General features: G+C 44.9%; 18 protein-coding genes. 8 read left to right on the plus strand and 10 right to left on the minus strand.

Going from position 1 to position 21599, the window contains the following annotated elements:
- Positions 1-13: 13 nt before the first annotated feature.
- Genes AAC033_RS00635 through AAC033_RS00650 form a run of 4 tightly spaced genes read left to right on the plus strand, consistent with a single transcriptional unit; the run spans position 14 to position 2778 of the window.
- The gene (locus AAC033_RS00635; protein ID WP_339734272.1) at positions 14-754 is read left to right on the plus strand and encodes a rhomboid family intramembrane serine protease; all 741 of its coding nucleotides are present in this window, start codon (positions 14-16) and stop codon (positions 752-754) included.
- Between the two features lie 9 nt (positions 755-763).
- A complete protein-coding gene (locus AAC033_RS00640; RefSeq protein ID WP_339734274.1) occupies positions 764-1636 on the plus strand; it encodes a rhomboid family intramembrane serine protease in 873 nt (290 codons plus the stop codon).
- 8 nt (positions 1637-1644) lie between these two features.
- The gene (arfB, locus tag AAC033_RS00645) at positions 1645-2061 is read left to right on the plus strand and encodes an alternative ribosome rescue aminoacyl-tRNA hydrolase ArfB (protein WP_339734276.1); all 417 of its coding nucleotides are present in this window, start codon (positions 1645-1647) and stop codon (positions 2059-2061) included.
- 51 nt (positions 2062-2112) lie between these two features.
- Positions 2113-2778, plus strand: coding sequence for a YiiX/YebB-like N1pC/P60 family cysteine hydrolase (locus AAC033_RS00650; protein WP_339734278.1), 666 nt, complete (start codon positions 2113-2115; stop codon positions 2776-2778).
- 79 nt (positions 2779-2857) lie between these two features.
- On the opposite strand, the gene AAC033_RS00655 is transcribed toward AAC033_RS00650, so the two are convergent.
- Positions 2858-6520 carry an ATP-binding protein gene (locus AAC033_RS00655; protein WP_339734280.1) on the minus strand — a complete coding sequence of 1221 codons (3663 nt, stop codon included), beginning with the start codon at positions 6518-6520 and terminating at the stop codon, positions 2858-2860.
- A gap of 18 nt (positions 6521-6538) precedes the next feature.
- A complete protein-coding gene (rlmH, locus tag AAC033_RS00660; RefSeq protein ID WP_339734282.1) occupies positions 6539-7012 on the minus strand; it encodes a 23S rRNA (pseudouridine(1915)-N(3))-methyltransferase RlmH in 474 nt (157 codons plus the stop codon).
- A gap of 245 nt (positions 7013-7257) precedes the next feature.
- Here rlmH and AAC033_RS00665 point away from each other — a divergent pair, with 245 nt between their 5' ends.
- The 4 genes from AAC033_RS00665 to AAC033_RS00680 all read left to right on the plus strand — a co-directional run bounded on the left by AAC033_RS00665 (position 7258) and on the right by AAC033_RS00680 (position 11167).
- Positions 7258-7650: a DUF4783 domain-containing protein gene (locus AAC033_RS00665; RefSeq protein WP_339734284.1), complete on the plus strand. Its 393-nt coding sequence runs from the start codon at positions 7258-7260 to the stop codon at positions 7648-7650.
- A gap of 5 nt (positions 7651-7655) precedes the next feature.
- Entirely contained in the window at positions 7656-8585 is a 930-nt protein-coding gene (locus AAC033_RS00670; RefSeq protein ID WP_339734286.1) for a YihY/virulence factor BrkB family protein, read from the plus strand.
- A 97-nt stretch (positions 8586-8682) separates the two neighbouring features.
- Positions 8683-9450 carry a TIGR00266 family protein gene (locus AAC033_RS00675; RefSeq protein WP_339734288.1) on the plus strand — a complete coding sequence of 256 codons (768 nt, stop codon included), beginning with the start codon at positions 8683-8685 and terminating at the stop codon, positions 9448-9450.
- A 19-nt stretch (positions 9451-9469) separates the two neighbouring features.
- Positions 9470-11167: a PNGase F N-terminal domain-containing protein gene (locus tag AAC033_RS00680; RefSeq protein ID WP_339734290.1), complete on the plus strand. Its 1698-nt coding sequence runs from the start codon at positions 9470-9472 to the stop codon at positions 11165-11167.
- A gap of 180 nt (positions 11168-11347) precedes the next feature.
- On the opposite strand, the gene der is transcribed toward AAC033_RS00680, so the two are convergent.
- From der to AAC033_RS00720, 8 genes are all read right to left on the minus strand, one after another.
- On the minus strand, positions 11348-12655 hold the full coding sequence (gene der / locus AAC033_RS00685; RefSeq protein ID WP_339734292.1) for a ribosome biogenesis GTPase Der: 1308 nt from the start codon (positions 12653-12655) through the stop codon (positions 11348-11350).
- Positions 12656-12762: 107 nt separating this feature from the next.
- On the minus strand, positions 12763-13647 hold the full coding sequence (era, locus tag AAC033_RS00690) for a GTPase Era (RefSeq protein WP_339734294.1): 885 nt from the start codon (positions 13645-13647) through the stop codon (positions 12763-12765).
- Positions 13648-13951: 304 nt separating this feature from the next.
- Positions 13952-16387, minus strand: coding sequence for a DUF5686 family protein (locus tag AAC033_RS00695; protein WP_339734296.1), 2436 nt, complete (start codon positions 16385-16387; stop codon positions 13952-13954).
- Entirely contained in the window at positions 16374-17057 is a 684-nt protein-coding gene (locus AAC033_RS00700; RefSeq protein WP_339734298.1) for a hypothetical protein, read from the minus strand. The genes AAC033_RS00695 and AAC033_RS00700 overlap by 14 nt, the downstream gene beginning before the upstream one ends.
- 10 nt (positions 17058-17067) lie before the next feature.
- Complete coding sequence (locus AAC033_RS00705) at positions 17068-17550, minus strand: sigma-70 family RNA polymerase sigma factor (protein ID WP_339734300.1); 483 nt, start codon at positions 17548-17550, stop codon at positions 17068-17070.
- Between the two features lie 38 nt (positions 17551-17588).
- Positions 17589-18407 carry a pseudouridine synthase gene (locus tag AAC033_RS00710; protein WP_339734301.1) on the minus strand — a complete coding sequence of 273 codons (819 nt, stop codon included), beginning with the start codon at positions 18405-18407 and terminating at the stop codon, positions 17589-17591.
- 522 nt (positions 18408-18929) lie between these two features.
- Positions 18930-19685: a carboxypeptidase-like regulatory domain-containing protein gene (locus AAC033_RS00715; RefSeq protein ID WP_339734303.1), complete on the minus strand. Its 756-nt coding sequence runs from the start codon at positions 19683-19685 to the stop codon at positions 18930-18932.
- 400 nt (positions 19686-20085) lie between these two features.
- Positions 20086-21315: an LL-diaminopimelate aminotransferase gene (locus AAC033_RS00720; protein ID WP_339734305.1), complete on the minus strand. Its 1230-nt coding sequence runs from the start codon at positions 21313-21315 to the stop codon at positions 20086-20088.
- Positions 21316-21599 lie beyond the last annotated feature (284 nt).

Genomic DNA, 21599 nt, shown 5'->3' on the forward strand with positions numbered 1-21599 from the left:
TAAATTTTCAACTATGCAGAATTTCAGACCCAACTTAAGCTCAATACCTCCGGTTGTCAAAAACCTGATCATTATTAACGTGCTGATGCTTTTAGCGACTTACATCATGAGCATGCAAGGCATTGAGCTAAGCCGGATTCTTGGCCTTCATTACATTGCGTCGCCAAAATTCGAGCCCTACCAGATTGTTTCGCACATGTTTATGCACGGCGGCTTTACGCATCTTCTGTTCAACATGTTTGCCCTGTGGATGTTTGGCCGGATTTTGGAAAGTGTTTGGGGCCCGCGGCGGTTCTTTATTTATTACTTTGCCACCGGTTTGGGAGCTGCAGTCTTACACACTTTTGTCAATTGGATCGAATACCAGTCGGTTACATCACAAATGTCGCCCGAGCAAATTGATTTAGTTTTGCAGAATGGTGCCAATATTTGGATGCAGGGAAAAAACTACACCGACCCTTTAATGGGTAAATTGAACCTCTTACTGAATGTGCCGACTGTAGGAGCTTCCGGCGCAGTATTCGGCGTTTTACTGGGCTTCGGAATGTTGTTCCCCAATACGCAGTTGATGTTACTGTTTCCACCTATCCCCATCAAAGCCAAATATTTTGTGATTGGCTACGGGTTGATCGAATTGTATCTTGGCTTGTCGCGTCCAGGAAGCAATGTTGCCCACTTTGCCCACTTGGGAGGGATGCTTTTTGGGTATCTGCTCATTCGTTACTGGAACAAAAATACGCGAAACTTCTACTAATCTGTGACTATGAGTATTATCGACGAAATAAAGGAGTCATTCAAAAAGGGATCGGTACTTACCCGTTTGATCTATATCAATTTGGGGGTATTCCTTTTTATCCGCGTCCTCAACGTTTTCTTTTTTTTACTGAACAAGGATTTCTCGCTGGTGAACTGGCTTGCTCTTCCAGCCGACATCAACCAACTGGCCTACAAACCATGGACGTTGATCACCTACATGTTTCTGCATTTTGACTTTCTGCATATCCTTTTTAATATCCTTTGGCTGTACTGGCTTGGCAAAATATTTCTGTTCTACTTCAACTCTAAACAGTTGGTGGGTATCTACATTTTGGGTGGCATAGCCGGCGGAATCTTTTTCCTCGCGGCGTATAATTTGTTCCCGGCATTTACTGAAATGGTTGTTTTTTCGAGGCTGCTGGGAGCTTCCGCATCGGTTATTGCCATCGTTATAGCAGTGGCTATGTGGGCGCCAAATCACACCATTAACCTGTTGTTCATAGGACCGATTCGAATGAAATACATTGCCTTGGTCTCACTGGCCATGTATGTAATTGGCATTGCTTCGTCGAATGCAGGCGGAAACCTGGCACACTTAGGTGGCGCGTTCATGGGGATGCTCTTTGTGTTGCAATACCGGAAGAACAATGACCTCACCAAAGGCGTATCGAGTATTTTGACTAAAGGAGAAAAACTTTTTAAGCCCAAACAAAAGATCAAGGTGACTTATAAAGGAACAACAGTTGACGATGTTGAGTATAACCGTCAACGAAACCTGAAACAAGAAGAAATTAACCGCGTGCTGGAGAAAATCAGCAAATCGGGCTATGACTCACTAACTAAGGAAGAAAAAGAACTGCTTTTCAAAATGGGCAAATAAATTAGGTTATGACCGAGAATGCTGTCCATATTCCTGATTTAAGCAGCGAATTTTCGTTTCGTACTTCACGTAGCAGTGGTCCGGGAGGTCAGCATGTCAACAAAGTAGATTCGCGCGTGGAGCTGCGTTTCAATATTGAAAACTCACAATTGCTCACTGATCAGCAAAAAGAAATTCTTCAGGAAAAGCTGACCAATAAACTAACTACCGAAGGTGACTTGATCGTTGTGAGTCAAAAAGAACGTTCGCAACTACGCAACAAGGAGATTACAATTGAAAAGCTTTATGCGCTTCTTGCAAAAGCCCTTCGACCGGTCAAAAAACGAAGAGCAACCAGGCCTACACGTACATCGGTCGAAAAGCGCATCACCTCCAAAAAACAAACCGGAGAAAAGAAGAAATGGCGAGGAAAAATTGATTTGTAAAAAGCGATTGATGCGATCTCGAGAAACCGTATCATTTAAATAGACAAGCTCATGAAACTCCTATTAATCACTCTATTACTACTGAATGTCAGCATGAGAACTCAAGCCCAGCATATAAGTCCACACCAACTTAAAACAGGCGATCTGCTGTTTCGGGAAACCGCGTCAAGTAACTTATCGCAAGCCATTGACCAGGTTACTCAAACCGACAAGCAAACCCACTTCTCGCATGTTGGGCTGGCAGTAGTTGAAAACGATTCGGTTTATGTATTGCACGCCAGCCCTATTGGCGGCACCTGCCAGGTTTCGTTAACCGAATTCTCTCAGCCTGACGGAGATTCGGCACTGGTTTCAATTTACCGTTTGCAGACCCGATATCAAGCCACGATTCCCAACGCTATTGCGCAAGCCAAGCGTTTACTGGGAAAACCTTACAATTTCAGCTATGTGCTGTCCGACACCAGTCATTATTGCTCCGAGTTCATTTACCTGGCTTTTGCACACGACTCAATTTTTACATTGAATCCCATGACTTTTAAAAATCCTGAAAGCGGTGAATTTGATTCCACCTGGGTAAGACACTACGAAAAGCTAACGATGGAAATCCCGGAAGGCCTTCCCGGCTGCAACCCCAACGGCATGGCAGCCTCAGACAAACTAAAACACCTGGGAATTTTACAGCTAGCCTCACTCACTGAATTGCAGGAAAGCAGGTGAAGATCAGACTAACCGCATCTTTGCACACAACCTACGAATTCCTGAATAGAACTTTCAAAGCGCAAGAACAGCCAGCAAGTCAACGATTGTCTTCATACAAGGGAAGTTCGACATAGAATGTGGAACCTTTATCCATCTCCGTTTCAAACCAGATGTTACCACGTGCATTTTCAATAATTTTTTTTACAATAGCCAGGCCAAGTCCCATTCCACTGCTTTTGGTTGTAAAGTTGGGCTGAAACATCTGCTGTCGAATGTCCTCCGGGATACCCGTGCCATTATCCCGAACAGAAATCACAGCCCTATCATCTTTCTTTGTCAGAACAACCCTCACTTTTCCACTTCGCTTAGGCGGAATTGACTGGATAGCATTTTTTATCAGGTTAACCATTGCACGCGAGACCTGTTCCTGGTCAGCATAAACCAGCAATTCTTCCTGTTCTTCCAGCTCCACTGACAAGTCAATGTAGGTGCTTGATTCGAACAGCTCGGTTACTTTGGTCAGCTGCTTTGCCAAATTGAAAACCTCGTTTCGAGCTTTTGGAATTTTGGCAAAGTTGGAAAACTCTGTTGCAATATCCGACAAAGTATCAATCTGCTCAATCAACGTTCGGGTCACCCGGTTAAAATACTCATCAAAGTGGGCTCCCTTCTCATTTTTAGCTCGTTGCAAGTATTGAATATTGAGTTTCATCGGAGTCAGCGGATTTTTGATCTCGTGAGCCACTTGTTTGGCCATTTCGCGCCATGCCAGTTCCCGTTCTGTTCGGGCCAGCAACTCGGCACTCTCGGCCAACTCTTCCACCTTACGATTGTATTCCTTAATCAAGGCGCCAATCTCATCATCACGCTGGTAACTAATTTGCTCGTTCTTTTTCACCAGTTGAATTCCCTTCAATTTTTCACGCACCATGCTCAACGGGCGTGTAATTTGATTGGCGAGCAAAACAGCGACAAGCACGCTGGCCAAAAACAGCAGCACATATAAATTGATGAAAGCGACAATGAAGGTCGAGATTTCCTGCTTCAGCTCATCACCCCGCGTAAAATAAGGCAGGTTGATAAAACCCAGGTAATCGCCCATGTCATTAATAATCGGCTCATAAACAGACAGATAAGATAAATCACCAATCCGTTCAGGTTGCGAGTAGCTTACCTGGTAGTTTTCAATCAGCTCGTAATACGCTTCCGCATTCATCCGGTTCGAAATAATGCCACGCAAATACAGCTCGGGACGCGACGAAGCGATCAACTCGCCATTCACCCCAAAAATATTGATATCCGTACGAAAGACAATCGACAACTTGTTCAACTCACGCCACAGCCAATCAACCAAATCGGGCGACAACTCATGCACGTCGTTCAGGTTCATCCCGATCTCTTCGCTGATCGACTTCATTTTCTCGTTCAAATCATCCTGATGCCGGTTCTCATATTCCTGAATATTGTAATAAATTGTACCACCAGCCACAACAAATAGTGACGCCAGCACCACCGTGATGATTGCCGCTTGTATTTTGAATTTCAAATCATAGAGTTTCGCCTTCTTTCGAAAAGATGAATTGCCACCAAAAACAACAAGCAGGATAAACAAAAAGTAGAAAACAAAAAGGTACGGAAAGGAAATCAGGTAGTCCATCACCTCAAATGTCTCACCGCTAACGATAATAAAATTACCCTTTCCCAGATCGTGAATCAAATGATCGTAACCATCCCACCTGGCAAGAACAAACTCCGAACTGTCAGTCTGGACATCATACGAGTCGATGTAGTAATTATACTGGTAATCACCACTCAGTGTCACCAGCTCGTGATTAAAATACTTGGCATACGAAAAATGGCGATAGCGATGCGGTTTGGCCATCGACCGGTCCAGCAGCAGTTCGGGAAAACCGGCTCCTTCGGGAAGCAGTCGTGAATTAAGCTCAAAAAACACCGATGTCCCAAGTGAATCGGCCGTCAAGGGGTAAAAGATCCTGCCCATGTAAGAAATCCGCCCGTTCAGGTTATCCATAAAGTAGAAGTTGGTTCCCGGAATCCGGGTTCCTGAGGTCTCAATCATCTCCTCAAAAAACGGAAAGCAGGGAACCCACTGGTTTTCCGGCTCAACCAACAAACTATCGGAACCACTGCACAAAATAATATCCAGCTCGTATTTCCGAAAATAGCCTCCAAAATACTGTCGCTCCAGGTAACTCTCCAACTCTTGGTAAGTGGTTGATAACAAATAAGGAATCACAGAATCGACGCTCAGCTCCTGCTGAATATCCGTCAGAAAAATCTCGGCAGCCGGATCATGTTCCGAATTGAGCGTAACAGTCATCAACTTCTGGCTTTCTATAGTACGCTGCTGGTTGAAGTATTGAATATTAATCAACGTAAAAAAAGCAAAAAGCGATACAAAATAGATGATATACGAAATGGAATGCTTTTTTAAGTGCGTATTTTCGAGTGCAAAAATCGAAAAATTGGTCAGTAAAAACAGGCAAATCATATACAGATAACTGTTTTTATAATGAACCGCCAAGCCAACAAATACGGCTATCAATAAAAGATGCCCCCAGAGAAAGCGCTTTTTTGAAAGATAACGCATGCTGGATTCTACAATTTTTAGGTTGATTAGAAAAGCGGAGAAAAAGAGCAAGGCAATAATGATAAATCCAACCACACTATACTGATCCACATCGTCAATCCGGTTCAATTGAAAGGAGATACTGCTATTCTGAATAAGGTTTCCAATCAGATAGTTGGCGAACAGATAAATGAATAAACTAAACAGGTAGGCTGAAAAAATCTCCTTCCGGTTTTGCCCCTTCGAATAGGAAAATTCCTGGACAAAATTCATGCTCCAAAAAAAGAACAGAACGGCCAACACGAGTAAATCACCCAAGGAAGGAAGCCAAAACGAATAGGCGTAAAGCGAGGGACCAAACAACTCGAAAGCATAGCCCAAACGGGGTATCCGGAACAAAATATGAATCCAGTAAAACCCAAAAAGTGACAACCCCAGGATGATGACCCGCATTAAAAAATCTTCGTGCCGGAAATGCAGAACCATTTTCCGTATAAAAACCAACAGGAATATAAAAGCCAACACAAATAGGGCAGCCGGAAGCAAGAGCTGGGCATTGGTACATTTTATTTTTCCGGCCGGAAGTACCGAGAACAAATAATTACCCACTTCATCTCGCACCGGAAGATTATAGGCTGATTTTTCACGTTGAATAACGAAATTTTCGGGCAAAACAAAAGGCTCAGCAAACTCATTCCTGATGTATTGATTCTCGATGCTGTAAACGTCCTTGATATGAATTAAACCAATCACGTTCAGCGTATCCACCTGCCGATTGATGCCCAGGTAGGTACCGTTGGGTAATGCCAGCAGCTCCTGTGTTGCCATTTTGCTCGAAAACCGGCTGGTAAAAGCAAAGTGATTGTGTGACCAATAAATGATCTCATTGCCCTTCAACACCACAAACCCAAGTCCCTGATCGGGGTACAACGAAGAATAAGGAAAAAATTCAGCCTGAAAATTCCCGTCAAAGTCAGCACTGGTCATGATTCGTTCGATCTCGTCCAGTTGGTCGCCTAACACTTGTTTTTGTTCGTGCAGTTGCCGTTCAAACCGATCAATTAACTTCACTTCCGGATGATGATGCAGAACATGATGCTCAATGAAAAATGCAAAGACAAAAAAAGCAAGTGAGAGAATAAGGAAACTGTATTTTTTAATGTTTTCCATAAGCCGGCTTAAGATCAATTATTCGTGATGGTATGGTTCGCCCTTCAAAATGGTTAATGCCCGGTATAATTGCTCACTGAAGACAAGCCGGACCAACTGGTGCGAAAAGGTCATTTTTGATAAACTCACTTTTCCGGCAGCCTTCTGGTATACTGCCTCCGAAAATCCGTAAGGCCCTCCAATAACAAAAACCAGGGTCTTCAGTCCACCAAGCATCTTCTTCTCCAAAAATCGTGCAAATTCTGTCGATCGAAATGTTTGTCCCTGCTCATCCAGGAGAATCAACTCATCACCGGCTTTAATCTGGCCCAAGATCAATTCGCCTTCCTTTTCCTTCTGCTGCTCTTCCGATAACTTTCGGGTGTTTTTTAGATCCGGAATAACCTGATATTCAAAAGGAAGATAATGCGGAATCCGCTTGTGATAATTTTCAATCCCATCGCTTAAATAACGCTCATCTGTTTTTCCGATCACAACCAATTTAATCTTCACTATACGCGGTTTAGGACAGCGGGAGCTGCCTGTTTCTATTATTTGTCAAACTTAAAAGCACAAGTTAAATATCAACATTCTAACTGAAAAGAAGTATCTTTTGGCCGTATAAAAAATCGTTCACTTACTGATCAGCCATTGTCGTCCTAAAATTGCTAACTTTACAAAGTTATACTTCCGGTTCTATACTTGCAGTATTTTGGTACAGTTTATGCATAGGGACAGGGCGTTTAAATAAACAGAAAATGAAAAATCAATGGATTAAAACCGTAATTCCGGCTTTTGTATTTTTCTTTGCCGGAATCATGAGCTTTGCACAGGTTCCGGATGAAGTGATCCTGAGCCTGAAAACCGGCGATGCATCCACGCTGTCCAACCATTTCAATGAAAACATTGAGTTGGTAGTTTTGGACAAAGACGATGTTTACAGCAAAGAACAGGCCAAGCAAATTGTCGCCTCGTTTTTTTCGAACAATTCGCCACAGCGTTTTGCCATTATTCACCAGGGAGGAAAAGAAGGTGCGCGATATGCTATTGGCAACCTAACAACATCGACCGGTGTTTTCAGAGTTTATTTTTTATTGAAGGAAAAAGGTCAAAAAGCCTACATTCATCAGTTACGAATTGAAAAACAATAAGCTGAATGGTCGTCAGCAACCGAAGCCATAAGATTAAGCGTTTCTTTCTCAAACTTTTAATCCGGGCCAGAAAAGTCAGCTTCCCCGGCTTCAATGAAATTGCCCTTTACGATGTCGGCGTTTTCTTTTACCGCAGCATTGTCCAGGGCTCCATTACCACGCGGGCATCGGCCATTGCTTTCAGCTTTTTTCTGGCGCTTTTCCCAGCCATCATCTTCTTATTTACTCTGATTCCTTACATCCCAATCAAGAATTTTCAGGTGGAATTATTCCTGCTGATACAGGAATTACTACCTCCTTACGCTTTTACAACCGTGGAAAAAACGATTCAGGACATCCTGACCCGCCAACGGGGCGATTTACTGTCACTTGGTTTTTTTATGGCTTTAATTTTTTCGACCAACGGTCTGGCCAGTATGATGAGTGCTTTTGATGCTTCGCTGCACTCGTTTAAACGCCGAAGTTGGCTCAGTCAAAGGCTTGTAGCCACCATGCTGCTTTTCATCTTGTCAATTCTAATCACTTTGGCCATAACCTTGATAACTGGTGGCCAATTTGCGATCGACTATATGGACAGAGAGGGACTTTTAAACGATACCTTCACCTACTATCTGCTGACTATCGGAAAATGGGTGATCACCATTGCCCTGTTTTTCTTTGCCTTTGCCTTTTTATACTATTTCGCTCCGGCAAAAAAAACACGCTGGCGCTTTATCTCTCCCGGCGGAACTTTGGCGACCATCCTCGGTCTTATCACGATGGTTGGATTTAGCTACTACATTACCAATTTTGGACAATACAACAAACTTTACGGTTCGATCGGAACCTTGTTGGTCGTTCTGCTGCTTTTTTACCTGATGTCGCTAATCCTGCTCATTGGCTTCGAACTGAATGCCAGTATCAACGAAGCGCACCAGCGAGCCCAGGACGATTAGTTTACCCCGAAAAACCATCATTTCATCGAAAAGCTGCTCGTGCTTTGACTTCAATTCGTAAATTTGAGTTTTAAATTAACTCAAAAATTCACTCCCTATGCAATCACATGAAATAGATTACAAAATTATTGGACACGACGTTCAGTTGGTTGAAGTTGAATTAGATCCGGGTGAAGCGGTTATTGCCGAAGCTGGTGCCATGATTTACATGGAAGACGGCATTAGTTTCGAAGCCAAGCTGGGTGATGGTTCCAACCCGCGCGCCGGATTTTTTGACAAGGTATTATCAGCCGGATCACGTATCATTACGGGCGAATCACTTTTCCTTACACACTTTGCCAACCAGGGCTGGGGCAAAAAGCACGTGGCTTTTTCGGCTCCTTATCCAGGCTCCATCATTCCCTTGGATTTAGCCATGATGGGAGGCCGGATCATCGTTCAAAAAGACGCTTTTTTGTGTGCCGCACTCGGCACAAAGATCGCCATCACCTTTAACAAACGCCTGGGTGCCGGCTTTTTTGGTGGCGAAGGATTTATTATGCAAGAATTGCGCGGCGATGGGAAGGCCTTTATTCATGCGGGCGGAACGGTGATTGAACGACAATTGAACAACGAAGTTTTGCGGGTTGATACGGGCTGCATTGTCGCCTACGAACCCAGCATCGATTTTAGTGTGGAGCAATCGGGAGGCTTACGCTCGATGGTGTTTGGCGGCGAAGGAATTTTCCTTGCTACTTTGCGGGGTACCGGCAAAGTTTGGTTACAGTCCATGCCAATCCGCAAATTGATTGCCGAACTATCGCCACGCGGCGGAAACCAGCGAAAAGAATCAGGCGGATTTTTAAACCAGTTTTTGCAAGATTAACAGGCAACATCCCACTCCAATGAAACAACTGATTACCCTTAGCTTTCTGCTTCTATTCATTTTTTCGGCTCCGGCCTATGCCCAAAAATCGAAAGAAAAGTCTGGATTTAAAGTGAGCTATGCTGCCGTTCATAACGGGACAGAATTGCCCGGGCGCGGCTTGACTTTAGTCTACTTCGATGAGGTTGCCTATCTTTCTGAACCGGGAGATCAAATTCGAAATTTCATTGACTACAGAAACAGCCAAACCGTGACCATTTTAAATTACGAGAATGAGCTTTTTAAAACGCTCACCTCGTTCGATTTGCTTCCGCAGCCAAAACCCGGCGACAAAACCGAAACCATTTTGGGATACGACTGCCAGCACGCGAAACTTTCGTCGTTTTCGAACTCCATTGAAGTCTGGTACTCGGATAAAACCGGAGCCAAAGGTTCGCCCTACCAGGCGTATTTGCCCGACACAAAGTCGCTGGTTTTAAAAGTGACCATCAACGGAAGCCGCACGCTGCTCGCCAAATCGGTTGAAAAACTAGACAAGGATTCGGTTCCTGGCTATCCGTTTAATCAGGCTAAAGAAGTTTCAGCAAGCGAGCTGGAGGAGCTGAAAATCAAATCACGCTACACGATCCTTTCCGTTTTTGAGAACGAGATCATCAATTTTGAGAACCTGCAGGATACATACGAAGGACAAGAATTGGAATCGAACCGGACTTACCGCTTTTCTAAAGGCAGCGTGATCTTGAAAAGGATTACGCTGCCCGAAAGTTGGCTAAAGGGCGGACAGGTATTTGCCAAACTCAGTTGTTGGTCCAATGGCGATGCCTACGACCGAACCGGCTCCGTTTTTGCACTGCCCACGGCTAGTGATAAAAAATCCATGCTCGATGCGCTTCAAAATGGGCTGGATCAATTGCCGGTTTTCATCGACAACGAAGGAGGGCAATACCAAGGGATTACCAGCACACGAAACTACGACAGCCCGATTGAGCTCATGCGCTTTTTCACTTCGTTTGGGGTAGGCCATTTTAATAAACTCCGCGAAATCAATAATTACCCGTGGGAACACGAGGCTACTTACAAGCAGGATATAACTTCGCTTATTCCTAACGATCAGGATGAGATCTGGGTGGGCGTTTTTATCGGCAACTATGATCAGGGCGGACACAAAGTCAGCTTGGAGCTCAACTTTTACCCCTCGTTTGGCGACCGGGAAGAGCCGGTTCATTACATTCAACCGCTGTTCTACACCGTGAATATCATGGAAATGTCGGGGCAGAATTACGGCCGCTTATTCAGAAACGATACCTTGTCGCTGGAGTTTGAAGTGCCTGCAAACGTAGAAAACCTGCAACTGCTTTACACCTCAACCGGGCATGGCGGCTGGGGTGGTGGCGATGAGTTCAACCCAAAACTCAACGAAATTTTCATTGACGGTGAACCCTTTTACAAAGTAGTTCCGTGGCGAACCGATTGTGCCACTTACCGCCTGTACAATCCGGCATCGGGTAACTTCGGCAATGGCATGTCGTCGAGCGACCTAAGCCGGTCGAACTGGTGCCCGGCTACGCTCACTCCGCCGTATGTTATTCCGCTGAAAAACCTTAGCCCCGGCAAACATTCACTCAAGGTGGCGATTGATCAGGGTGCCGATGAAGGCAACAGCTTCAGCCACTGGAGCATTTCGGGTGTTTTAAGCGGCGAATATGCAAACGAATAACCCACCGGCCCGGCACTAAAAGAGCCTGTTCAGCTATCCAAGCCGGGTGGTGAAAATCAATCAATCTCGGGTTAAAGCTTGCGCACGTGTGCAAATTTATGTCGACACGTGCGCAAGTCTTCTTCATGTTTTTGCTCAGGTATGAACGATTAGCGAAACAGATGAAGCCGTTACGAAAACCTATTTCTTTCTGAAAAAGATCTGCAGCGGAACACCCGAAAAGTTAAAATTCTCCCGAATCTGGTTTTCGATGTAACGCCGGTAAGGCTCTTTCACGTACTGTGGCAAGTTGGCAAACAGGGCAAACGATGGAGTTGGACTTGGCAACTGGGTCACATATTTTATCTTGATGTACTTTCCTTTGATCGATGGCGGCGGATAACGTTCGATGGCTTCAAGCAACACCTCGTTGAGCTTGGAAGTTTTCAGCTTTTGCTGGCGGTTTTCGTACACTTCCACAGCTGCTTCGAGCGCTTTAAAAATCCGCTGCTTGGTTAATGCCGACATAAAAACGATTGGAACATCAACAAAAGGAGCAATCCGTTCGTGGATTTGCTCCGTAAATTTTTTCACCGAAGCATTGTCTTTTTCAATCAAATCCCACTTATTCACCAAAATGACCACGCCTTTCTTGTTGCGTATCATTAGGTTGAAAATATTTACGTCCTGACTCTCGACCCCACGTTCGGCATCAATCAGCAACATACAAACATCGGAATCTTCGATGGAGCGAACCGAGCGCAACACCGAGTAAAATTCCAGGTCTTCATGCACTTTGGCTTTTTTACGCAAGCCTGCCGTGTCAACCAGATAAAAATCATGCCCATATTTGGTGTAACGGGTATTAATGGCATCGCGGGTTGTACCGGCTATTTCGGTCACAATGTTCCGTTCAACACCTGTCAATGCATTGATAAAAGACGATTTTCCAACATTCGGACGGCCAACTACGGCAAACTTTGGAATCCCTGTCTCAACTTCGACTTCTTCATTTTTAACGAAATTGGCCACTACTGCATCCAATAATTCACCTGTTCCGCTGCCAGTCATCGCCGAAATACAATACAGCTCACCAAGGCCTAGTCCATAAAACTCATGCGAATCCATGATCCGCTGGTGGTTGTCCACTTTGTTAACAGCTAAAAAAACCGGCTTTTTGGCACGGCGCAAAATACTGGCAACCGCCTGATCCAAATCCGTGATCCCTCCTTCAACATCTACGGCGAAGATTATCACATCGGCCTCATCAATGGCCAGATGCACTTGCTTACGAATCTCTTCTTCAAAAATATCTTCCGAATTCATGACGTAGCCTCCCGTATCAATCACCGAAAAATCTTTTCCGTTCCAGGTCGATTTCCCATAATTCCGATCACGGGTCACGCCCGAAATCTCGTCAACAATCGCTTTCCGGCTTTCCACCAAACGATTAAATAGTGTTGACTTGCCCACATTGGGTCTTCCTACAATTGCGACTATATTGCTCATTTCTAATTAAATTCCAAATTTAAAATTCCAAATTCCATCCAACAGCTGGCTGACACGTTTCAAGGTGCAGAGGACAAGCTCACACGCCCTATGCCACTCGCTCCAGGCTATTGAAAGTCGTATCCAAAGTTCCCCAGCATCCGGTCTTTATCACGCCAGTCCTTGGACACTTTTACATACAACTGCAAAAATATCTTCTTTTGAAAAAATTCTTCCATGTCCTTGCGGGCCATGGTGCCCACCTTTTTTAGAGCCGCTCCCTGGTGCCCGATGATGATTCCCTTCTGGCTGTCGCGTGCTACATTAATAACACAACGCAGGCGCAAAATCTTGTCTTCCTCCTTAAACTCCTCCACTTCCACTTCAACCGAGTAGGGAACTTCTTTCTGGTAATACAACAAAATTTTCTCGCGAATGATTTCCGAAACAAAAAAACGATCATTCCGATCAGTCAATTCATCCTTTGGGAAATATGGTGGAGCTTCGGGCAGCAATTCAAGAATGCGGTCGAATATTGGCCCGATATTAAATCGTTCGGTCGCCGAAATGGCAAACACATCGGCAGCCGGCAACAGGTTTTTCCAATATTCGTATAACTTCATCACATCGCCTTGGTTCGAAAGATCGATTTTATTAATCAACACGATAACCGGCGCATTCGACTTCCTGATTTTCGCCAGGTATTCTTCATTTTTGTCTGGTTTTTCAACCACATCGGTGACGTACAAAATCACATCAGCATCAATCAAGGCTGTGTTTACATACTTCATCATCGATTCCTGAAGCTTGTAATTGGGTTTCAGAATACCTGGTGTGTCGGAATAGACTATCTGAAAATCTTCTCCGCTCACAATCCCTTTAATGCGGTGGCGAGTGGTTTGCATCTTTTTAGTAATGATTGACAAACGCTCGCCCACCAGGGAATTCATGATGGTTGATTTCCCGACGTTCGGGTTTCCTATGATATTTACAAATCCTGATTTATGTGCCATTTATTTAAAAATGAAGTGTTTAAAAACGGCGCAAAGATAAACAATTAATTGAAGAAAGCTCATGTGACAGCAACACATCGACGCATTTAAAATCTGAAAAGATTGCCCCTTACTTGCCTATTTATCCTATTGTGGCTGTCAATCGTTGCCATTCATGGTCGTTTTATTGTCATTGATCGTTTCAAAACAGCCTAACGACAATTGAATAACTTCTTAATAACACGAGGTCATCTTACGGATATTGATAAAACCTGAAATTAGCGACACGAACCCAGTGACTTTAACGGAACGTGCATCTTAACGCTTAAATCGCCAGATCGAGTGTAATTTTCAGAGCCAGGTTGTCTTGAAACGAATCCAAATGATAAGGCCCAAACCGATAAAAAGCTCCGGCTCCCAATTCGAACAAGCCGACCCGAAGGAGTTTGGCAGCCAACAATCCCGCTTCGTAATATCCCTTCGAAATGGATGGATATTGAAGGGCAAAACCAGCCTGTTGGTCGTAGGAAGAAGAGCCAACTCCGGCGTTGAAGGCCAACAGAATATCAGGACGAACCTCCTTATATCTGAAAAGCAAGGAACCAAAATTGTGACGAAAAAACAGAGCCAGCATTTCATCGGTCACAAACTCATTCACGCGCATGGTAGCAAACGAAGTTTTGTTGTCAAGCGAAAGCAGGCGAGGACGCGACGATGGCGGACTGGCCAGCAAGTTCACCACTCCACCCGACTCACGAAAAGCACCGAGCATCACCAACTCCGTTTCACCCAAATTCCGGATTCGATACGAATCAGACAGCTTGAACTCAATGGCTTGGTATGGCCGGTCGGAGCGATCTCTCAAAGCCCGTTCGTAGTTAAAATGCAGCACCGGATAGTTGCTACCCAGAGAATAAATCTCGCCACGCCGACGAAACAAACGCTCCTTGAAAGTCAGGCGAAACTGCACGCCAAGCAACTGGTAATCTACAGGCTGGCTCGCCTGTCCCGCAACAACAAACGAGGGGTCCTGGAGACGATAATCCTTCCAATAGGCTTTAGTTAAAAGCGAAGGAAACAGTCGCCCCACTACACCCGCCTGCCACATTTCGTGATAAGTAAAATTTGTACGATACCAGGAATCCAATTGCCTGGATATAAATGGCTGTTTTTGTTCCAGAAACTCCATTGCGCCGTCCTCGCGGACATCGTTTTCATAGTGAAAAAACAGACTGGCATTGCTTTTTTGATGAAGTTTTAACCGGACATCGCCTCCGTATTTATCTTTTTTGTCCCGCAAACCATACCGCCAAAAAGCTCCCAGGCTCAACCACCTGCTGAATTTGGGATTGGTTTCCAGGGCCAATCCAAGTTGCAAACCTTCCAACTTATTCAAGCCAATCATCCGGTCCAGAACAAGGTCCACTTTCCCAACGGGCAAGCGGTAATCAGCCAACGATTCGACGATAAACATCTTGGCATCGAAGCGATTTTGCTGGCCAAGACTGTCAATGAGTTGGTAAACCAATGAATCGTTAGGAGATAATGACACCGACCGCAGGGTATCCCAAGCCGTTTCGGGATGGGTTGCCAAAGGATCAACATTTAGTTGCGGCCCCTGAAACTGCTGCCGGTCGATTGACAAATTAACTTCCCGGTTGCTCAGGTAAGTTTTCCCCAGCGCTTTCAGGTTAACGGAACTTGCCGGAAAACCGCTGCCCGGAAGATTTAGTCCCCTTACCGTGATCTCGGAGTTTAATGCTTTGGGAAACCAATAGCCCGAGCGCAGCTTATCGTACGCCTGCTCAACCGACAACTGAAGGCGATCGTTCGATGCATCAGCAGCGCTCACCCGAAGTGATTCGATGGCATATCCATCGGAGCTAATTTTCAAAATGCCTTTCAGTCCTTGAAAGTTTTTGTTTTTCCGGGGCTGAAACCGAATCACAAATAAACTGTCATCGGTCGAAGTTTGCAGGGTTTCTTCCAGCATAAACAAATAACGGGTCCACGAATTAGGCGAAACCGGACTTAAAAAACGCTTTTCAAAAAGCCTCACATAATCCTGATAAAACGTAAAGGACTGCAATTGGGTGGCCAGCAGAAAAAAGGACGGATCTTCCAATCCTGAAACACGGCTGGCAATAACCACTTCTTTCTCTTTTTGCGGCTTCTGATAAATCTTATTACTCACTGATTCCATGAGAAACAAGTCTTGCTGTTCCAACAACTTCTTTAGTATCAAATTGGCTGAGTCGGGCTTTTCATACAGCGACGCCGCAAACTCCTTACGTGAAGTATCATCCAAGGAAAAAGTGAGCTTGTTATATGACTGGTAACGGTATGAATCCAAATTTTCGGGCCGGTGCCTGTCGCGGTTGGCTACAACCCGCTGCATAATAACATCCGCCGGATTTTCGCCGGGAAACACCTCGACTTCGCAAAGCTGAACTGGTGATGGCGACAAACTAATCTGGTCGCCATCCTGCAGATCGGATATAGCCATCTGTTGTTTTGAATAACCAATGTACGATAACCAAATGGTGTCAGCCGATTCGCGGTTCAAACTAAAAAAACCATCTATATTGGTGCTGGTCCCCAGGTTTTGCCCGTCAAACAACACATTGACAAAGGGCAGTGGCCGCAAACTATTGGCGTCGACAACACGCAAGCTTAGCGTTTGTCCAGCTAGTTGAAATGAAGCCGTGAACAACAATAAAAAGATGACAGATTTTACTCTTGCGGCCTTAATCAATTTCATCCAGCTCCTTCAATGTTTCTTTTAATTTGGAGATGTAATTGCCATATAGTTTCCTGAACCCCCAGCGGAAAAAAACAAAAAGAGCAGCAATAAAAACCAGGAATATGACCATGCCCAGGATAATTGTCTTAATCATTTCGGGTGCACTGCTCACATCAGTCAGTGTTGCTCCCAGTTCGTGTGCTTTCAAGTCCACTCCGCTGTATAGGCCGGTAACAAAACTGATACCCATGATGAGCAAAAGAATGCCAAGTGCCAAATAAAACAGTTTCCGATAGACATACAAAATCCGGACAATGGCCCGAAGCACCTTTGCCAGGTCGTTGCTTTGCGAATAATCTTTGGTAGCGGTGCGATAACCCAGCCAGAAATACACAAATGAGCCGGCAATAAACAGAACGCCGAGGCCTTCCATCCACTGAATCCAGCCGGGTGCAGGCTCATAGCCGCCCACCATGCGAGGGGTAAAAAGAAACACATCCAGAACAAACAGCAGGCTAAGCGCGATGAGTACCGCAAAGCCGATTTTGATATTGCGATCAATTCGCTCAATCAAGTTCCTGGTCCGCTTTTTCAGCAAGTCATAAATCGCTTCCTCTCCCAACTGGTGCTTGTTGGCATCGTCGGACGAAAACTTATTCCAGGCCGATTTTAAATCTTTCAGTTCCATTCCTCCCAGTTCAGATGTTCATGTATTTCTTCAGTTTTTTCTTGATCCGGTTCATCTTAACGCGTACATAATTTTGACTAATCCCCGTGATCTCAGCAATTTCTTCGTATTTCTTGTTTTCAAGATACAACAGAACAATGGATTTTTCAATTCCACTGAGATTCGCTATTGCCTTGTACAATAGCTTGATTTGCTCTTCGGTTTCGTGATCGTATTCCTCAACAGCCAGTTGGAAATTTTCAACATCGATTCCACTTTTGTCTGGCTGTCGTTTGTTTTTTTTGAAACTTGTAATGGCTGTATTTAAGGCCACCCGGTACATCCAGGTCGAGAATTTAGATTCGCTCCGAAAAGAAGGAAAAGATTTCCACAACTGTGCCAGGATTTCCTGAAACAAGTCGCGACGGTCTTCTTCGGAATCACAATAGATGGAACACACCTTGTGAATGATCCCTTGATTTTGTGATATGATTTGAACAAATTCCTTTTCCAAAGCGATGGTATTAGTCTTGACTTTCTAGAGAAATTACACTAAGTCATTTTTAAAAAGCCGACTTCTTTTTCGGAGAGAAAACGCCATTTGCCACGGGGGAGGTTTTTCTTGGTCAGCCCGGCAAACACAACGCGGTCGAGTTTGATGACCCGATAGCCCAAGTGGGCAAAAATGCGGCGCACAATGCGGTTTTTTCCCGAATGAATTTCAATTCCCACCTGCCGTTTATCTTCGTCCACAACATAGCTGATGGCATCGGCGGCAATCATCCCGTCTTCCAGCTCAATTCCTTTTTTTACCTGTTCCAAGTCAGCCGGAGCAAATTCTTTATCTAAAAATACGTGGTAAATTTTTTTCTTTTCGTAGCTGGGGTGAGTCAGCTTTTTGGTCATCTCGCCATCGTTGGTAAACAGCAACAAGCCGGTGGTATCTTTATCGAGTCGGCCAACTGGGTAAATGCGTTCGGGGCAGGCGTTCTGCACCAGGGTAATCACTGTTTTTTCCGCATGCGGGTCATCCATCGTCGTGACAAAACCCTTTGGCTTATTCAACAGCACATACACCTTCTTCTCGGCACTGATCACTTTCCCCTTATAAACCACTTCATCTTTCGAAGTCACTTTATAACCCAGACTGGTAACAACTTCACCATTGATTGTTATTTCTCCTTTTTCAATGAGCTGATCGGCTTCACGACGCGAACAAATGCCGGCGTTCGCAATAAATTTATTCAGCCGAATCTCACGATCAGACTTCTTTAAGAGGCTTACCTTTTTATTTTCCGGAGCTGCCTGCTCTTCGTCTGCTTTCTTTGGCAGCTTATTATCGCGTCCTTCAAACTTAAATTTCTTTGTCATAACCAGTTTTAAAATTGGCGTAAAGTTCGGAAAAAGAATTTAGATTGGCACATGACAAGCCAAGATTGCCAAATTAACTCGTTTGGCTTCTTCAACTCTTCAATGCCTGCCCCTCTCTGTCCCTTTTCAAGCTACCTTCCAGATACAAATATGGCGGGTTACGCTTCAGGTGAAATCATCTCTGGCAAGCCTATAAAAACTAGACAACAATGGGTTCAAATTGAATGCCCCTCCCGATTTTTGATCGGGACAGGCTGGTTGAAGTGAAACGGAACCCGGGGTTCAGTAGTACGTAGATGGACAAGGCGCAATCACAAGGTATTTGAATGCCCCCAGCCAACATGCGCCGCATAACAAAACGTTTGCTTATTCTCAATGCTTCTTTGTCCTCATGCCGGACGAGCACATTTCCGTTGGATTATATCTTCTGGTTCTTATAAAAAAGTCCAGTTCAAGTGAGGATTAAAACGATAAAGTATAGCCTTGAAAAAGGCCAGGGTGATGATTTTGATTTCTTGTCACCTACTCCATTTCCTGCTGATACAATTCAAACTGCTCCAAAATGGCTTCGCGAACTTGGTAATTATTGTTTACCTCGTTCAGGATACCTTTTGAATTGAAGTAAATCATAAACGAATCCGCTTCCTCCTCATTCAGACCAGTGAGCTCCATCACAATTTCTTTGCTGTAGTATTGCGACAGGTATTCCCATCGCTTTTCAGAAATGATAGCGCTCCGCACTTCGCGCTTCTGTCGTTCCTTGCGGCTGATATGGTATTGCAAAAACGAAGCTGGTGAAAACACGGCCGCATACCAGGGCGGCTTTGTATTGAAGGCATCGCCGCGCAGTTCCGGATCAATATCCACGGGCTTTCCCGTTGATATTCCTTCCATACTGATGGCATTGGATCTTCCTTTCACTTCCACCTCGCCAATGGCAAATCGAATGGGCCGCAACCAGATGGTAAACAAACTGTCGGGATGATGCTTTGGCGGGACGTGCACATATTCTTTCATGAATCCCATCGCCGAAACTGCAAGACTATCCACATTGAGCATTTCCATCGAAAATCGCCCTTGCGAGTTGGTCGTTGTTCCGGCATGGTTGCGCATGTTAACCACGTGCACATAGGGAACAGGCAAACCATCGTCCTGATTCAAAACCTGCCCATTGAGGTGAATCAGAATCGGATCAATACCGATCAGATCCTGCGCCACCAGCGGACCTCCGCCCACAAGGGCAAAGAACAAGGTGAATATGAAAATCATTTTCTTCATGCCGGTGACAAATTTAATCTTTTAAGGCTGATAATTAACGAAAACAGCCAATGCTGAAGCGCTTTTAACAATATTTATGTCTTTGATTCAACAAGTAAGGCCATGTGCCTGTTTAAAAGGGCCTACTGCAAGTCCGGAAATAGCGGGATGATTAGGCCATGTTCTGTCCCCCCCGGATGAATCGGGTGTTAGTGATAGGGCTCTTCATCTTTGTTCCGCGAACTGCGCCTGCTACACCATTCAGAAACCCTGTCCTTCTGGGCATGCCAGTTGCAACAAACCAACATGGGCTTTAGCCCAAACTCTTCGTAAATCCATCCTTCGCCACCACCAGACCCAAAAAATGAAGCCCGGAACAAGTCATTGGTCCGGGCTTCGTTAATCTCGTTTTACTTCTCGCTTAACTCAGGTTCTTAATCCTGGTCATGGCTTCCAATACGCTGTCGCGATCAGCAAAGGCTGAAAAGCGGAAGTAACCTTCGCCGGCAGGGCCAAAACCCGACCCGGGGGTTCCCACCACATTGGCTTCGTTCAAGACTTTGTCGAAAAAATCCCACGAACTCATGCCACCTTTGGTTTTCACCCACACATAAGGTGCATTCACTCCGCCATAAACCGTGTAGCCAATTTCATTCAGGCTTTCGCGCATAATCCGCGCGTTTTCCATGTAATAGGCAATCACTTCCTTCACTTCTTTTTGGCCTTCGGCCGTGTAAACCGCAGCCGCGGCTTTTTGAACCGGGTACGAAACACCATTGAATTTGGTTGAATGTCGACGCAACCACAATTTTTTCACCGAGTGGGCATTGCCTTGGCTATCGTAAGCTTTCAGCTCCTCCGGAATGACCGTGAAAGCACAGCGTGTTCCGGTGAATCCGGCAGTTTTTGAAAAGCTGCGGAATTCAATCGCCACTTCTTTGGCTCCTTCAATTTCGTAAATCGAACGTGGAATGGAATCATCAGTAATAAAAGCTTCGTAGGCCGCATCAAATAAGATGATGCTTTTATTTTCGCGGGCGTAGTTCACCCATTTGGTCAACTCTTCCTTGCTGGCTACCGTTCCGGTTGGGTTGTTGGGGTAACACAGGAAAATCAGGTCGGGGCGCTCGGTTGGCAAATCGGGCGTAAAGCCATTCTCGTCGGTGCAAGGCATGTAAATCACCCCTTCGTAATAACCATTCGGCTGGCAAGCTCCAGTTTTGCCCGACATCACGGTCGTATCGGCATAAACCGGGTAAACCGGGTCGCAAATCGCGATTTTGTTCGACGATCCAAAAATCTCCTGGATGTTTCCGGTGTCGCACTTCGACCCGTCGGAAACAATAATATCACCAGCCGGAATGTCAATTCCGTTAGCTTGATACGCATTTTCTGCAATAGCCTTGCGCAGGAACTCGTAGCCCTGTTCCGGGCCGTATCCCTTAAACGATTCGGGCTTTCCCTGTTCGTCAACACCCTCGTGAAAGGCTTTTAACACGGTAGGAACCAAGGGGCGGGTGACATCACCAATTCCCATCTTAATAATTTTCTTGTCGGGATTGGCTGCTGCAAACTCGCTGACACGCCGTCCAATTTCGGGAAACAAATAGCCCGCTTGCAATTTCAGATAATGCTCATTAATCAATGCCATATCAATTCTTTGTTTTTAGTGATTATTTTCTGTGGATCTGTTCAAATTCAGGCTCACAAAGGTATAAAATCGCAGGGGTTCTGCCTAAATGCTCGCAGAATTTTAATTTTTCAGGCCTTAAAAAACTGTTCTTTCAGCAGTGAGGGCTTTATGTTGGAATCTTGCTGGATGGTAGTCAGGGCTTCACTTGGAGTGAAACCCTGACTTAAATTGTATCCGAATAATCTTCGGGAAGTATATTTCCTCATTGCGCAACAGCCTTGCAAAATCTAGATTGTTGATAT

It is taken from the genome of uncultured Sunxiuqinia sp. (genome assembly GCF_963974515.1).
In the GTDB taxonomy this organism is placed as follows: domain Bacteria; phylum Bacteroidota; class Bacteroidia; order Bacteroidales; family Prolixibacteraceae; genus Sunxiuqinia.

Bases quoted from the DNA above. Each gene is read 5' to 3' on its own strand.
- AAC033_RS00655 (WP_339734280.1), bottom strand. From the start codon at position 6,520: ATGGAAAACATTAAAAAATACAGTTTCCTTATTCTCTCACTTGCTTTT.
- era (WP_339734294.1), bottom strand. From the start codon at position 13,647: ATGGCACATAAATCAGGATTTGTAAATATCATAGGAAACCCGAACGTC.
- AAC033_RS00715 (WP_339734303.1), bottom strand. From the start codon at position 19,685: ATGAAGAAAATGATTTTCATATTCACCTTGTTCTTTGCCCTTGTGGGC.
- AAC033_RS00665 (WP_339734284.1), top strand. From the start codon at position 7,258: ATGAAAAATCAATGGATTAAAACCGTAATTCCGGCTTTTGTATTTTTC.
- AAC033_RS00640 (WP_339734274.1), top strand. From the start codon at position 764: ATGAGTATTATCGACGAAATAAAGGAGTCATTCAAAAAGGGATCGGTA.
- AAC033_RS00710 (WP_339734301.1), bottom strand. From the start codon at position 18,407: ATGACAAAGAAATTTAAGTTTGAAGGACGCGATAATAAGCTGCCAAAG.
- AAC033_RS00650 (WP_339734278.1), top strand. From the start codon at position 2,113: ATGAAACTCCTATTAATCACTCTATTACTACTGAATGTCAGCATGAGA.
- AAC033_RS00720 (WP_339734305.1), bottom strand. From the start codon at position 21,315: ATGGCATTGATTAATGAGCATTATCTGAAATTGCAAGCGGGCTATTTG.
- AAC033_RS00675 (WP_339734288.1), top strand. From the start codon at position 8,683: ATGCAATCACATGAAATAGATTACAAAATTATTGGACACGACGTTCAG.
- AAC033_RS00680 (WP_339734290.1), top strand. From the start codon at position 9,470: ATGAAACAACTGATTACCCTTAGCTTTCTGCTTCTATTCATTTTTTCG.
- der (WP_339734292.1), bottom strand. From the start codon at position 12,655: ATGAGCAATATAGTCGCAATTGTAGGAAGACCCAATGTGGGCAAGTCA.
- AAC033_RS00700 (WP_339734298.1), bottom strand. From the start codon at position 17,057: ATGGAACTGAAAGATTTAAAATCGGCCTGGAATAAGTTTTCGTCCGAC.
- AAC033_RS00695 (WP_339734296.1), bottom strand. From the start codon at position 16,387: ATGAAATTGATTAAGGCCGCAAGAGTAAAATCTGTCATCTTTTTATTG.
- AAC033_RS00670 (WP_339734286.1), top strand. From the start codon at position 7,656: ATGGTCGTCAGCAACCGAAGCCATAAGATTAAGCGTTTCTTTCTCAAA.
- arfB (WP_339734276.1), top strand. From the start codon at position 1,645: ATGACCGAGAATGCTGTCCATATTCCTGATTTAAGCAGCGAATTTTCG.
- AAC033_RS00635 (WP_339734272.1), top strand. From the start codon at position 14: ATGCAGAATTTCAGACCCAACTTAAGCTCAATACCTCCGGTTGTCAAA.